This is a genomic window from Xenorhabdus sp. SGI 60, assembly GCF_056632175.1.
On sequence record NZ_CP196860.1, the window covers coordinates 1754054 to 1767481 of the forward strand.

General features: G+C 40.6%; 11 protein-coding genes, 3 tRNA genes and 1 pseudogene. 11 read left to right on the forward strand and 4 right to left on the reverse strand.

Annotation, left to right across the window (positions count from 1 at the left end; translation table 11 throughout):
- Window positions 1-263: 263 nt before the first annotated feature.
- From ACSJJG_RS08560 to ACSJJG_RS08575, 4 genes and pseudogenes are all read right to left on the reverse strand, one after another.
- Complete coding sequence (locus tag ACSJJG_RS08560) at window positions 264-1457, reverse strand: IS4 family transposase (RefSeq protein ID WP_189761394.1); 1194 nt, start codon at window positions 1455-1457, stop codon at window positions 264-266.
- Between the two features lie 351 nt (window positions 1458-1808).
- Window positions 1809-2706: pseudogene (locus ACSJJG_RS08565) on the reverse strand (IS982 family transposase).
- 316 nt (window positions 2707-3022) lie between these two features.
- On the reverse strand, window positions 3023-4015 hold the full coding sequence (locus tag ACSJJG_RS08570) for a M29 family metallopeptidase (protein ID WP_189760442.1): 993 nt from the start codon (window positions 4013-4015) through the stop codon (window positions 3023-3025).
- Window positions 4016-4478: 463 nt separating this feature from the next.
- The gene (locus ACSJJG_RS08575; protein WP_481089072.1) at window positions 4479-5390 is read right to left on the reverse strand and encodes a LysR family transcriptional regulator; all 912 of its coding nucleotides are present in this window, start codon (window positions 5388-5390) and stop codon (window positions 4479-4481) included.
- A 119-nt stretch (window positions 5391-5509) separates the two neighbouring features.
- On the opposite strand from ACSJJG_RS08575, the gene ACSJJG_RS08580 reads away from it, so the two are divergent.
- From ACSJJG_RS08580 to ACSJJG_RS08630, 11 genes are all read left to right on the forward strand, one after another.
- Complete coding sequence (locus ACSJJG_RS08580; protein ID WP_481089073.1) at window positions 5510-6442, forward strand: DMT family transporter; 933 nt, start codon at window positions 5510-5512, stop codon at window positions 6440-6442.
- A gap of 43 nt (window positions 6443-6485) precedes the next feature.
- Complete coding sequence (locus ACSJJG_RS08585) at window positions 6486-6857, forward strand: hypothetical protein (protein WP_481089074.1); 372 nt, start codon at window positions 6486-6488, stop codon at window positions 6855-6857.
- A gap of 180 nt (window positions 6858-7037) precedes the next feature.
- Window positions 7038-7439, forward strand: a complete 402-nt coding sequence (locus ACSJJG_RS08590) for a GFA family protein (RefSeq protein ID WP_481090409.1) — start codon at window positions 7038-7040, stop codon at window positions 7437-7439.
- A gap of 300 nt (window positions 7440-7739) precedes the next feature.
- Window positions 7740-8399 (forward strand): UvrY/SirA/GacA family response regulator transcription factor, encoded by a 660-nt coding sequence (uvrY, locus tag ACSJJG_RS08595; RefSeq protein ID WP_481089075.1) that lies wholly within the window; start codon window positions 7740-7742, stop codon window positions 8397-8399.
- 23 nt (window positions 8400-8422) lie between these two features.
- Window positions 8423-10255, forward strand: a complete 1833-nt coding sequence (gene uvrC, locus ACSJJG_RS08600; RefSeq protein ID WP_481089076.1) for an excinuclease ABC subunit UvrC — start codon at window positions 8423-8425, stop codon at window positions 10253-10255.
- A gap of 56 nt (window positions 10256-10311) precedes the next feature.
- On the forward strand, window positions 10312-10860 hold the full coding sequence (gene pgsA, locus ACSJJG_RS08605; RefSeq protein WP_481089077.1) for a CDP-diacylglycerol--glycerol-3-phosphate 3-phosphatidyltransferase: 549 nt from the start codon (window positions 10312-10314) through the stop codon (window positions 10858-10860).
- Between the two features lie 144 nt (window positions 10861-11004).
- A tRNA-Gly gene (locus ACSJJG_RS08610) sits at window positions 11005-11080 on the forward strand.
- Window positions 11081-11085: 5 nt separating this feature from the next.
- Window positions 11086-11159: transfer RNA gene (locus ACSJJG_RS08615), tRNA-Cys, on the forward strand.
- A gap of 6 nt (window positions 11160-11165) precedes the next feature.
- Window positions 11166-11252 (forward strand) — tRNA-Leu (locus tag ACSJJG_RS08620).
- 165 nt (window positions 11253-11417) lie between these two features.
- Entirely contained in the window at window positions 11418-12680 is a 1263-nt protein-coding gene (locus ACSJJG_RS08625) for a tyrosine-type recombinase/integrase (RefSeq protein WP_481089078.1), read from the forward strand.
- 528 nt (window positions 12681-13208) lie between these two features.
- Window positions 13209-13415 carry a helix-turn-helix transcriptional regulator gene (locus tag ACSJJG_RS08630; protein ID WP_099133550.1) on the forward strand — a complete coding sequence of 69 codons (207 nt, stop codon included), beginning with the start codon at window positions 13209-13211 and terminating at the stop codon, window positions 13413-13415.
- Window positions 13416-13428: the final 13 nt, after the last annotated feature.

Sequence of the window (13428 nt, forward strand, 5' to 3'; positions counted from 1 at the left end):
TGATGATTCGGTGTTTAAATTCACCGCTGGGCGAATCCTGTATTTGAGCCATTTAAACTCTTCAATAGCCATATATACCCATCTAACTTCAAGATGCGTGTGATTTCTCCCCGCGAAGCGGGGAGAAATCGGGTTTCATAGCGTGTTGTAAATGGCAACTTGAAGTTTAATGCGTATAAATACCTATAAAAGAAAAAACCACAGTTAAGCAGCGTTGGAAATAAAAACCCGCCGAAGCGCTGAGGGATCCCCACAAAACGGTGCTAATAAATCAAAACCATATTTTGGTAGATTTTGGCGAGGTATTTGAGGAGTTGATTAAGAACTATTTCAAATAATATTAGCGGGGAATGGCGTAATACATTCTCCGCTAATGTCAGGTAAGAGATGACCCTTCTTGATTTGAGACTATTTGCCTGATAATGGAGGTGTAACCCTTGGTTTTCAGCATAAAATCCAATCAGCCAAAGGACAATTGAGCTGAGTGTAGCAAGCAGGCTCAATACGGATAAACGACCAGCGCCTTGGCTATAACTCGCCCTGAGTCCAAATCCAAAACGCTCGCTCTTTTCATCTCTAAAATTTTGCTCTATTTGCATTCTTCGGCTGTATAATTTCATGACCTGCCGAGGTTTAAAATCATCCATGCTGGTAAAAATTAGCCAGGGTTCTTTGGCTGACGAACGTCCATCTTTCACCTGCGACATTCGTTCCATTCGGTAGCGTGACTTTTTAAATTTTCTACCTTTATTGGGTCTCTTATGGAGATAGAAGAAACCATCACAACGTGCATATTTTGCTTTTGATAATGTCCCCATGCCCAAAAATTGGGGGGTTTCCGTGGCTTTTAACGCTTGTCGTTTAAACCAAAGCTCACCGTATTTCTCAAGCCTTAATTGCGTATTTCCCCGAATGCGTCCGACAAAATCCCAACCGAGTGTTTTTATATGCTTAAACCAGGCATTTTGAAAACCGGCATCGGTGATAATAAGGACTCTGGCTTTAGGGTTAACGGCTTGCGCTAAACTGTCAAGAAACACCTTCTGTATCTTTGAATTTTGTTGCTCGCATGACGGAACTATTTGACTTAACAAAGGGATTGAGCGTCCATCACAAATCAAACTCGCGCGCAGTACATGATGTTCTTGTGATGGATATCCACTCCAATCAACAGCAATCACACACAGTGATAGCGGTTCAGTCAGCATGGCGATAATGTGACGAAAAATATCAGGAATATCTCTATGGAGTGCTTCATTACCGAGTAATCGGTCAACGCGTTTAATTTTATGTTTGACGTGAGCCTTTCCGGGCAAAAAACGTCCTATACTGGTTAACGTCAGAGAAGCCCCATTAATTAAAGCGGTAGTGGCATCGATTAATGCGTTCTGACGATATTGATGAAACGGCGCTAAGGCATCTTTGAAGAAGTTATGGCATACTTGACGTGCAGGCATAGCAGTGACCCTATTGACTTGGTGGAACAATCAGTAGATCACACAACGCTATGCTTGTCTATTTTCTGGGGATTCCTCAGCGCGTAGCGGGGAGAGATCACACGCATCTTGAAGTTAGATTGGTATAATCATTAATATACTAATGCGAAGAATATATATTCTTTTAAATGGGCCACATGGCTGTTCCAACGGGAACAACGGCTTTTTCTTGCATAATTTCAACAGCTTCTTCAAAAGTTTCTTCTTCAAACCATTCGTTTAATTCGATAGTGGTATTTTCCATATTAACCTCAACTTTACTAAGTTTATGATGATTAAACTGTATATAAATCTATAACGCGATGCTCGACTTTAACATCCTATAACGTTGGCTTGTTGAAGCCAGTCGCGTTGACTTTTACCTTGTTTAAAATTGGCAAAAATACCCAACGTGTGAGAAAGCAGTTTTCTGGCAATTCGATTACCCAAATGCCACAAATCCCGCGCCCAGCACTTCTCGATAGCAAATTGCCCGGCGAGTTGACCAATCACGGTTTCAATTAAACGGCGTTTGTCATTAATACGCTTTCTGATTTCCCTGGGGATCGGATCATCCATATTGGCACGCACCGGCGTAATCATCTCAATGCCCTGCTTTTTCATTTCCTGTTTAAACTCAACGCCTAAATACCCTTTATCGCCCAGCAAATAGCCTTTTATCGGGACGGACAAAATCCCAGGCCGCTTCACGCTCACTGACGCTCGCAGGTGTTAACGTGAGCCCCGTGACTACGCCGGTTTCATCTATCATCAGATGCCCTTTAAAGCCGTAGTATGTTTCGTTCTTGGCGGCACAATATCCATAATCCGCTTGCCCTTTAAAGTTGGCGCTGCCTTTCGCTCTTTTGAATCCACAGACGGGCAGGGGAAATCCGTCGATAATATGCACCGGTCTGTCGAACGCGCCCAATAACGTCGCCAGCTGCTCTTGCAGCTTTTGTTTGACAACCCAAAGATTTGCCGCCTGTTTAGCAAAATTGGCGCGTGAACCCAGCCCGGAAACCACTCGCGCCAGTGGTCAAAAAAGTATTTCCAAATCCCTTTATCTGTTGAAAACCCTAAGAATTCACCAATCACTTCCATCGTGATGACTTCGGCATCGCTCATCTTAGGTGGGTTCCCCCGGCTTCGTAATCGTGTCTTGCTGTAACGCTGTTAAACTATCGTCTACCCAACAAAACACCCAAATGATAAAATCTTGCTGTGACATAGCCTTTGTTCCTTTATTTCTCTCAGTTTGGCGATTTAAAGTTATAAAGGAGCGGCTATGTCATTTCAACTCACCACGAAAGTCGAGCATCGCGTTATGATATGTTGCAGATAACAATATTGTATGATAGTGAATGAATTGTAAATAAATATGTTGTAAAAAAACAAAAATTATTTTGTCTGGTATAATGGTACGATTATATTAGTTTTTCATAAAAATTCACTGTTTAGTTTATTTTTTAAACGTCGAAGTGGTTGTATTATTTTTTTGGTTAGCAACCATATATCAAATTGAATTTTATGAATTTATCGTTAATCTAAATATTAAATAATTTATTATGAAAAAAGTTTTTCTTATCAAAGAATAGTTTCCCTCCTTCAAAAATAAGATCCAAATGGTGGCTACCCATCGCACCGCCACCTAATCCAAGATGCAGGCCAGGGTGCCGTTCTTCAAAACCAGCATTTAAACCGTACAGCCTTTTAACGCCATAGTTTGTCCCAATACCAAATTCTTCAATCACACTATTGCTTGGATTTGCGGATAGATACTTGTCAAAATCTTGGGAGAAAATAGGATCTCGGCATGTAAAGTCAATGATCTGGCTATTTTTTACTTTTATTTTGAAAAAATCTTTTACAACACCATATTTAATAGCAAAAGGGATAGTACTGAGAAAAGTACCACTAAAAGTAATACATCCTTCTAGATTGTGTAGTTTTGTTGCTATTTCACCAGGAGTGATATCATAACTATTTTTACCGTCTATTGAGGTCCATGATTGTTTTTCGTTAATCGTTGCGGTCAGAATGCTATCATGTTCTTGTTCAAAGATAATTTGTTTGCTTACCATGGCAAGATTTATGATTGATTGGTTTCTATTACTTATTATTTCTATTTGCTCAGAGAAAGCTTCATAAAAATGCTCACCATAATCCTTGAAGATAATTGATTTTCGCCAATTTTCTTGCATAACTTTCCTTATGGGGGACAAAAACTGAGGCCCTGATGATGTAAAAGGTTTTAATGTTGATGAAAGATAAAAAAACATGAAAACATCACATTTTTCAATTTGTTCAATTAAAATTGATGAAGGAGTAGAATCGAGAGGCAGTAAGCAAGTTTCCAGCAAAGGGAATTCTGTCGAGGCACTTGAAATATTTTCAATAATATTTTTATGTCTCTCATCCCATCCAATTAATAAGTTAATAACCTCGCTATTTTCTCTCTTTTTATTGACTGAAGGATGATGAAACAAGTTAGAAAACATGTTTTTTATGCTTTTGTTTTTTTCATCAATGATTAACATAGTAACCTCATGATTAAAAAAGATAAAGTATTTCCCCGTTTTTCTATATATGATTATGGCGATATATTAATGATAATAAAGAATATATACCAATTTTAGAGAAATTACTTAGTTGCTCCAATAGTGGAAATAGCGTCTTACTGAATTATGTTTCAACAAATTTTTGAATTTATTTTTTAATAAATTGGCTCAATGAGATAATGATGCTGTAATACACAATATCACAACAACATCATAACGTGAATAAATGAATTGTAAATAATATGTATGCAAGATCGGATAAAAATTATTTTTTATCCGAATATCATCGGATGGGAAAGATTTATTCATCTTTAATATCTTAATATAAGCTTAAACGGAAGCCTGGCCGATAACAATTGATTAGACAGGGGGCCAGATTAAAATTAGATGGTTATCTCATCGCTTATCTAACCAAGTGTGCCGCTGTTGGTCATGCGGAATGTTATAGTATGCCCGATTGGTGTGACCGCCCTGAAAGTTTATTCTGATTTTGAAAAACCACCTCTGCCAAAAAATCTGCCACTTTCCGTATCCTGGGAGAATGGGCCAAATCAGATTGAATAACAAGCCAGATGGGTTTATCTATGCCTAAATCAGGCGAAATACAAGTAAGCCCTGCGTCACTGGCTGCAATATGAGGTAGCACGGCTAACCCCAGGCCCGCAGTTGCTGCTGCAATTTGAGAACAAATTGAAGTTGTTGCGACTGAAAGTGAGCGCCCTTGTAAGACTTGTTTAAACCAGTTAACGGAAGGAAGTTGCGAGTACTCACTTGTCCAGCCAATAAAATGCGCATCGTTGTATTTACCTTTGAATATATCGGAGGGGCAGGTCGCTAAATAAGTTTCGCTGCCATACAGACCAAACCCCAAGGTTCCCAGTTGTCGGACATTAACATGGCCTTGCTCCGGTCTGATGATACGAAGTGCTAAATCAGCATCACGGCGGTGAAGGTTTACCGGGTAGATATCCGTTGTGATTTCTAATGTCAGGTTTGGATGATTTTTTTGTAAGGTCGGCAAGTTTGGCATAATTAAATAATTGGATAATGTTTCGAGTGTTGCAAGGCGTACACTGCCTGCAATAGTTGCCCGTAGATCGGCTTCAAACAGAAATGAACTTGCTGCTATCTCCATGGCTTTGGCTTTTTCCAATAGTTCTGCGCCATCTTCTGTTAGTTGATAGCCTGTTTGATGCCGCAGAAATAATGGCATCCCGAAGATATTTTCCAAACGTTCGATTTTTCTCGATACTGTTGCCACTCCAATACCAAGAAACTCAGCCGCTTTACTGATAGTACCTACCCGCGCGATTGCCAAGAATATTCGAATATCATCCCAAATAAGTGATTGCATGATTTGTTTTCCATTTCTGAAAATTTGATTACCAATTTTGCCTAAATATTTCAATTTTAAAAGATGCCACAATGATTTTGCCAAGGATCACTTTGTTTAAGATAAATCAAGATAGGGTAATGAATATGAAAACAACTCCACAGTCAGCGATTGCACTGACGTTAATCGCAACATTCTTTTGGGGATCAAATTTTCAGATAACAAAATTTGCACTTACGAGTTTGCCTCCGTGGACAGCTTCTGTTGAGCGTTTTTTTTATGCAGTTATCTGTATTTTTATTTTTTTGGCATGGAAAGAGGGAATTCACAGCAAGGTTTTGAAACAAAACGGGTGGGCATTTATTGTTCTTGGGGCAATTGGTGTGGCGGGATTTAATGGGGCATTTTTTGTTGGTCTGCAAAGTTCCAATCCAGTTACGGCTGCTTTAATTGTGGCAACGACGCCTGTCTCTGCCAATATTCTGGAAGCGATTATAAATCGTCGGTTACCCGGATTGATGCGAGTTATTGGTATGGCGATCAGTTTGTTGGGGGTTACTTTGGTTATTACCAATGGTGAATTTATTTTGGGAAGTGTCTCTCAGATAGTAATCGGCGATATAATCATTTTTATGGGAAGTCTTGGTTGGTCAATTTACACAGTGGGAACACGGGTATTTGTCAAAGATGCGACGCCATTAGCGACGACGAGCTGGACGATGCTTTTTGGTGCGATCATATTAGTGTTTATTGCGATTTTTGTGGAATCGCCAATAACGGCATTATCTTTCGGAACATTTGAAAGTCATTTGGCCTGTCTTTATATAGGTATTGGTGGTTCTACTGTTGCCTATCTTTTTTGGAATATAGGTGTTGCTATTCGTGGAGCAGGCAAAACGGCGGTATTTTTTAACTTTGTTCCTATGTTTGCGCTCATTATACAGCTAGTGATGGGAAATATACCCAGCCTGCCACAAATGATTGGCCTTGTTATTACTATTGTGGGTGTGCTCTTGGGGCAGGGAATATTGAGTAATGTCCGGTTCATGAACATTGATAAAAATAAAAACTAACATACAATCACCATGGTAACTAATTTATTAGTGGAGATCTGGTATGGAAAAATTTACTGATAAATTAATTAGCTTTGACCGATTTCTTTTACGGATACTGCGCTTTCTTTTGCATGCATTCATTATTTTTCTGATCGGTATTATTCCGGGTGTACTGGGTTTTTTCTTGATCGAAAGCCATGCTATTCCTGATGCAATACTAAATTCAGTTTCAATGATTGGAACACAAAACTTGCATATTGAACCAGTCAGTACTCTGGGGAAATATTTTGCTGCCGTTTATGGACTATTCCTTCAGGCTATCTTTTTTATCGCAGTAGGTATGGTGGTGACGCCTTTTGTCCACCGAATATTGCATAGCTGGCACATAGATGATGATGATGAAGAAGAAGATAACGAAGATGTGAAAAAATAAATAACTTAATTTTCTGCTATCAAGCCATAACTTGAAGTTTAAAAAACTTATTTGTATGGTTATAAATTAGAGAATCATTGTAGTAAATATGGTATTTTTGATGAAATATAGTGGTAGATTTATTCAATCTCAGATATAAGATTTTTCCCTATAAAGTTATTATAGATAGAGAGTTAAATGATGAATAAAGGTTATTGTTTATGCGGTGCGGTGAGTGTAAAAACCAATCAAGGCATTGAAGATATTAACGTATGCCACTGTGAAACGTGTCAAAAATGGAATGGAGGGCCATTTTTATCTGTGGACTGTAAGGATGACCTAAAAATAGAGGGAGCTGAAAGTATTTCAACATATCCGTCATCCGAATGGGCAGAACGCGCTTTCTGTAACAGGTGCGGCACACATCTTTTTTACCATTTGCATCATCCAAGTGCTTATTATGTTCCAGTTGCATTGTTTGATAATAGTAATCGAAGTAAATTATCTCGCCAAGTTTATGTGGACAGCAAGCCAGCATATTATAACTTTGTTGAAAAGACCCCTATGCTGACTAAAGCAGATATCCTTAACTTATTTAAATAATCGTTGCAATAATGGGGGAAATATCATCCTCATATTGTTCTGGACTAAAATGAATTGCTATGAATAATATAGAGATATGTTATTAAAAAAATATTAAACGAAATCAGTTGGCTATATATTTATTACATTTCATTGATATGTAACAATTTTCTTTCTGTTTTGCGCTAATGTGAGTATAATCTGTTATCTTTTGTTAATTTATCTTATGAAAATCATAAAGATAAATTCAGCGTGTTCGTTTTGTTTTGGGATTTATTAATTTTATCATTATAGTGGATATTACGTTAGTGGAGATGTTGTTTGATTAATGTTTTATTAGTTGATGACCATGAACTGGTGCGCATTGGTGTGAAAGGCGTCCTTGATGATGTAAAAGGGATAAAAGTCGTAGGGGAAGCCAGTAGTGGAGAAGATGCAGTCAGATGGTGTAGATCAAACAGCACGGATATTGTCATGATGGATATGGGAATGCCCGGAATAGGAGGGTTGGAGGCGGCTAAAAAAATCATCCGTTATTCACCTGATACACGGGTGATTATGCTAACTATCCATACTGAAAGTTCTTTGCCCACAAAAGTGATGCAAGCAGGGATTAGGGGATATTTGAGCAAGGCTGCAGCTCCTCAGGATATGATCAACGCAATTCGGGTGGTTTATGCAGGCCGACGTTACATTTCCTCGGACATTGCTCAGCAGATGGCACTCAACCAGTTATCACCCCCAAAAGAGAACCCGTTGGATGAACTTTCGGAGCGGGAATTGCAGATCATGACAATGATAACTCAGGGGCGTAAAGTTAATGAGATTTCTGAGTTGCTTAATCTGAGTCCAAAAACAGTGAATAGTTACCGCTATAGAATGTTCAGTAAACTAAATATCAAAGGTGATGTAGAATTGACCCATATGGCAATACGCTGTGGATTGCTTGATGCGCAGAATATGGTAACTCACGGTGGGTAATAAGATTTGATGGGTGATCAGTCATGGCGGAACTATTTAATTCAAAGGCATTTTTAAAAACAGTTACCAGTCAGCCGGGTGTCTACCGCATGTATGATATCGCTGGCACAGTGATCTATGTTGGTAAAGCTAAGGATCTAAAAAAACGGTTATCTAGCTATTTTAGGGCACAAGTTAGTAGTCGAAAAACTGAATCATTAGTGAAAAATATCGTCCAGATAGATGTCACCGTTACCCACACAGAGACAGAAGCGCTCCTGCTCGAACATAACTACATCAAACTGTATCAGCCTCGCTACAATGTATTACTGAGAGATGATAAATCTTATCCTTATATTTTCTTGAGTAGTGATATCCATCCCCGTTTAACCTTATATCGTGGAGCCAGGCATGCGAAAGGAGAATACTTCGGCCCATTCCCCAATTCTCATGCAATACGTGACACTTTGGTTTTATTGCAGAAACTATTTCCTATTCGCCAATGTGAAGACAATGTGTATCGCAATCGTTCAAGACCTTGTTTGCAATATCAGATTGGGCGCTGCCTCGCCCCTTGTGTTAAGGGGTTTGTAACAGATGAAGAATATCTGCAGCAAGTTGAATACGTCCGTTTGTTTTTGGCGGGGAAAGATCAGCAAGTATTGGATGAGCTGGTTACAAAAATGGAAAAAGCGAGTCAACAGCTTAAGTTTGAAGAGGCTGCCCGTTATCGTGATCAGATCCAGGCAGTACGGCAAGTTACGGAACGACAATTTGTTTCTGGAGAAGGTGATGATCTTGATGTTATCAGCGTTGCTTTTGAGGCGGGAATGGCCTGTGTGCATGTCTTATTTATCCGTCAGGGCAAGATATTGGGCAGCCGCAGTTATTATCCCAAAATTCCGGTTGATACGAAATTAGATGAAGTAGTGCAAACTTTCCTTGGTCAATTCTATCTCCAAGGAAGCCAAAACAGGACGTTGCCGACAGAAATTTTGTTGGATTTTGCATTACCTGAAAAAGAATTATTGGAAAAATCACTGGCTGAAATATCGGGCAGAAAAATCTATATCCAGGCACGGCCAAGAGGTGACAGAGCGCGTTACTTAAAATTAGCACGTACTAATGCCGCTACAGCTTTGATTACCAAACTTTCCCAACAATCGACAATTCATCAGCGATTAGAATCACTGACCACATTTGTCGGCCTTGAAAAAATCCAACGTATGGAATGTTTCGACATCAGTCACACGATGGGAGAACAAACTGTTGCATCATGTGTTGTTTTTGATGCTAATGGCCCGGTTCGTGCAGAATATCGACGCTATAATATTACAGGTATTACTCCAGGGGATGATTATGCTGCGATGAGCCAAGTCTTGCGTCGTCGATATAGCAAAGCTATCGATCAGACAAAAATCCCGGACATTATCTTTATTGACGGTGGAAAAGGGCAGCTTGCGCGTGCGATTGAAGTTTTCAACTCTTTGGAGGTTGAATGGAATAAAAAGTATCCTAAGCTAATTGGAGTTGCGAAAGGCAGTGATCGTAAGGCTGGGCTAGAAACCCTATTCTTTGCTGCGGAAGGAGAGGGGATAGCACTTCCTCCTGATTCACCTGCGTTACACGTTATTCAACATATTCGTGATGAATCTCACAACCATGCCATTACAGGACATCGTCAGCGTCGGGAAAAAGTGAAAAAGACCAGTACATTGGAATCGATTGATGGTATTGGGCCGAAACGTAGACAAATGTTACTTAAATATATGGGAGGATTACAGCCTTTACGCAACGCAAGTGTAGAAGAGATCGCAAAAGTACCTTCTATTTCTTATGCACTGGCAGAAAAAATCTATAATGCGTTGAAACACTAGAAGTATTGATGCACCATACTGATAAACTTAACTTGGCCAGATAGTTACTAAGCATTATGCAATTAAATATTCCAACATGGCTTACTCTATTTCGTATTGCCTTAATCCCATTCTTTGTTTTGGCATTTTACTTGCCATTCCAATGGGCACCGATGTTATGTGCCATTATCTTTATTATTGCTGCTGCAACAGATTGGTTTGATGGTTTTCTTGCCCGTTTGTGGAAACAGACGACGCGTTTTGGCGCATTTCTTGATCCGGTGGCGGATAAAGTCATGGTAGCTACTGCGCTGGTACTGATTGCAGAACATTACCATACGTGGTGGATCACGCTGCCTGCTGCGACGATGATTGCTCGTGAGATCATCATATCTTCCCTGCGTGAGTGGATGGCGGAATTGGGAAAACGCAGTAGTGTCTCTGTTTCTTGGATGGGAAAAATAAAAACTACAGCACAAATGGCGGCATTGGTTGCCTTATTATGGCGTCCTTGCATTGAACTCGAAGTGGGAGGGTTCATCCTATTATACGCTGCTGCGGTCTTGACATTCTGGTCAATGTTTCAATATTTGAGCGCTGCATGGGATGATTTGCGTGAAAGTTGATCCAGGTGACGTAAAAATCATCGAACGAACGCGTTTTATAAATAATTGTGTTGACTCATTTCGTGAAGTAAGTAGAATGCATCGCATCGAACGGCACATGATATTTACAAAACAAATTAAGTAAATCAAGAAGTTCGAAGAAAGGCGGGAATAGCTCAGTTGGTAGAGCACGACCTTGCCAAGGTCGGGGTCGCGAGTTCGAGTCTCGTTTCCCGCTCCAAAAAAGGCGCGTTGGCAGAGTGGCCATGCAGCGGATTGCAAATCCGTTAACCTCGGTTCGACTCCGGGACGCGCCTCCAGATTCAGCCCAGGTGGTGAAATCGGTAGACACAAGGGATTTAAAATCCCTCGGCCTTTAGGCTGTGCGGGTTCAAGTCCCGCCCTGGGCACCAAACATAAGTTTACTAACGTCTACTCTAGTAAACTAATTCCTAGAAAGACCTGATAAATCAATCAGGTCTTTTCTTTTTAGGTCTACTCCAGTCTATTGCAATCAACGTGCACGGCGGGGCATAATCAGGGGCACCTACACTTCTATTTTAAATGTGCCCCCTATAATGAAACTAAACGCACGACTCATCGAAACAGCAAAATCCAAAGAAAAAACCTACAAACTCGCCGATGGTGGTGGTCTCTATTTGGAGATTACTTCTCGCGGTTCAAAATACTGGCGTATGAAGTATCGCCGACCGACCGATAAAAAAGAAGACCGACTGGCTTTCGGTGTCTATCCTACCGTTTCTTTAGCTGATGCTCGCGCCAGGCGAGATGAAGCCAAGAAGCTGATTGCTCAGGGCATTGATCCCAAAGCTGAGAAAAAAGAGGTACATGTCGGAGCAAAGGGAAAATATACCTTTGAAAAAGTCGCCCGTGACTGGCACGCCAGCAATAAACGTTGGAGTGAAGATCACGGCAACCGTATCATGCGCAGCCTTGAGCATTATATTTTCCCTCATATTGGCAGGCTGGATATTTCCACTTTGCGAACAAGCCAGCTTTTAGCCCCGATCAAAACCGTTGATACCGGTGGCAAGCATGATATTGCCCAGCGATTACAGCAACGTGTCACTTCCATCATGCGCTACGCCGTCCAGAACGATATTCTTGAATTTAACCCGGCTAATGATATGGCTGGCGCACTTTCCACTGTCAAAGCCAAACATCACCCCGCTCTGCCTCACGAACGTTTACCTGAATTTTTGAGCCGACTTTCTCGCTATCATGGACGCTTAATCACCCGTATCGCAGTGGAACTGACTTTATTAACATTCGTCCGTTCCAGTGAACTGCGATTTGCCCGTTGGGAAGAACTCGACCTTGAAAATGCAGTCTGGAAAATCCCTGCCACAAGAAAGGCTATTGAGGGCGTTAAATTCTCCGAACGGGGCATGAAAATGAAAACCGAGCATATTGTTCCGCTGAGCCGTCAGGCCGTTAATTTATTTAAATCATTGCGCGAGTTGAGCGGCGAATGTGAAGTGATGTTCCCTAACGACCATGACCCACAAAAAGTCATGAGTGAAAGTACCGTTAATAATGCCTTGCGCGGCATGGGGTACGACACCAAAACAGACGTTTGTGGGCACGGGTTCAGAACAATGGCTCGCGGTGCAATGGGGGAATCGGGATTATGGAACGATGATGCCATCGAACGCCAGTTAAGCCATGTGGAAAGAAAGAACGTCAGAGCCGCCTATATTCATACCTCTAAACATCTGGACGAACGGCGACTGATGGTGCAATGGTGGGCGGATTATTTGGATGCCAACCGGGAAAAACATATCACGCCGTATGATTTTGCGAAAAAACGCCGGAAATAACATGGATTAATGCTCAGAACGTATTGAGTTCATGATGATTTTTTAGACTTTGTTGGCACTACCAACAGAGTCTGCTTTTCACACAATACATAGCCAGCTAAAAACTCCGCATCCTACCCTTTGTTATGACAATCATCATATGATGTTTTTTTAACCTTTGCTGGCAGTGCCAGCATAGCCTGTTTTTTATGCAAAAGGTATTTTTTTAAACTTTGTTGCCCAGGACAACAAAGACTATTTTTAATACAGTGTGTAATCCACTAAAAATCCCATACCCTGACCCATCATACATTTTCCTTATTTTTCATTTGGTTAAATTTACCATCACAGCTATATACATGGTGTTTTTTTAGGCTGCTGTGCCCGTGGCACACAAGGTTGCTTTTTATACAGTCAATAGACAGCAATTAATTTTACGCATTGGTTAAAGAGTTTACGCTTTCAATTAATCTGAATTTTTAAATAATCCCTCTGTCGTCAAATAACGTCCACTAAGGCATTTCAAGGACTCGATCACAGGAGGTATACATGCCAACAATGACAACATCTAAAGAAAGTCTCATTCGCCTGCCAGAAGTTCAGCGCAGAACGGGCTACAGCAAGGCATGGATCTACAGGCTCATTAAAGAAGATAAATTCCCGAAGCAAGTCAAAATCGGCCCTCGTTCGGTTGCGTTTATTGAATCAGAAATTGATGGCTGGGTTGATCAGCGTATTGCTGAATCTCGTGCCTGATAGTGTGTTGACT

What these genes read in the sequence shown, in the direction of transcription:
- uvrC (WP_481089076.1), top strand. Translation starts at nt 8,423, where the DNA reads ATGGCGGAACTATTTAATTCAAAGGCATTTTTAAAAACAGTTACCAGT.
- ACSJJG_RS08570 (WP_189760442.1), bottom strand. Translation starts at nt 4,015, where the DNA reads ATGTTAATCATTGATGAAAAAAACAAAAGCATAAAAAACATGTTTTCT.
- pgsA (WP_481089077.1), top strand. Translation starts at nt 10,312, where the DNA reads ATGCAATTAAATATTCCAACATGGCTTACTCTATTTCGTATTGCCTTA.
- ACSJJG_RS08575 (WP_481089072.1), bottom strand. Translation starts at nt 5,390, where the DNA reads ATGCAATCACTTATTTGGGATGATATTCGAATATTCTTGGCAATCGCG.
- ACSJJG_RS08585 (WP_481089074.1), top strand. Translation starts at nt 6,486, where the DNA reads ATGGAAAAATTTACTGATAAATTAATTAGCTTTGACCGATTTCTTTTA.
- ACSJJG_RS08625 (WP_481089078.1), top strand. Translation starts at nt 11,418, where the DNA reads ATGAAACTAAACGCACGACTCATCGAAACAGCAAAATCCAAAGAAAAA.
- ACSJJG_RS08630 (WP_099133550.1), top strand. Translation starts at nt 13,209, where the DNA reads ATGCCAACAATGACAACATCTAAAGAAAGTCTCATTCGCCTGCCAGAA.
- ACSJJG_RS08590 (WP_481090409.1), top strand. Translation starts at nt 7,038, where the DNA reads ATGAATAAAGGTTATTGTTTATGCGGTGCGGTGAGTGTAAAAACCAAT.
- ACSJJG_RS08580 (WP_481089073.1), top strand. Translation starts at nt 5,510, where the DNA reads ATGAATATGAAAACAACTCCACAGTCAGCGATTGCACTGACGTTAATC.
- ACSJJG_RS08560 (WP_189761394.1), bottom strand. Translation starts at nt 1,457, where the DNA reads ATGCCTGCACGTCAAGTATGCCATAACTTCTTCAAAGATGCCTTAGCG.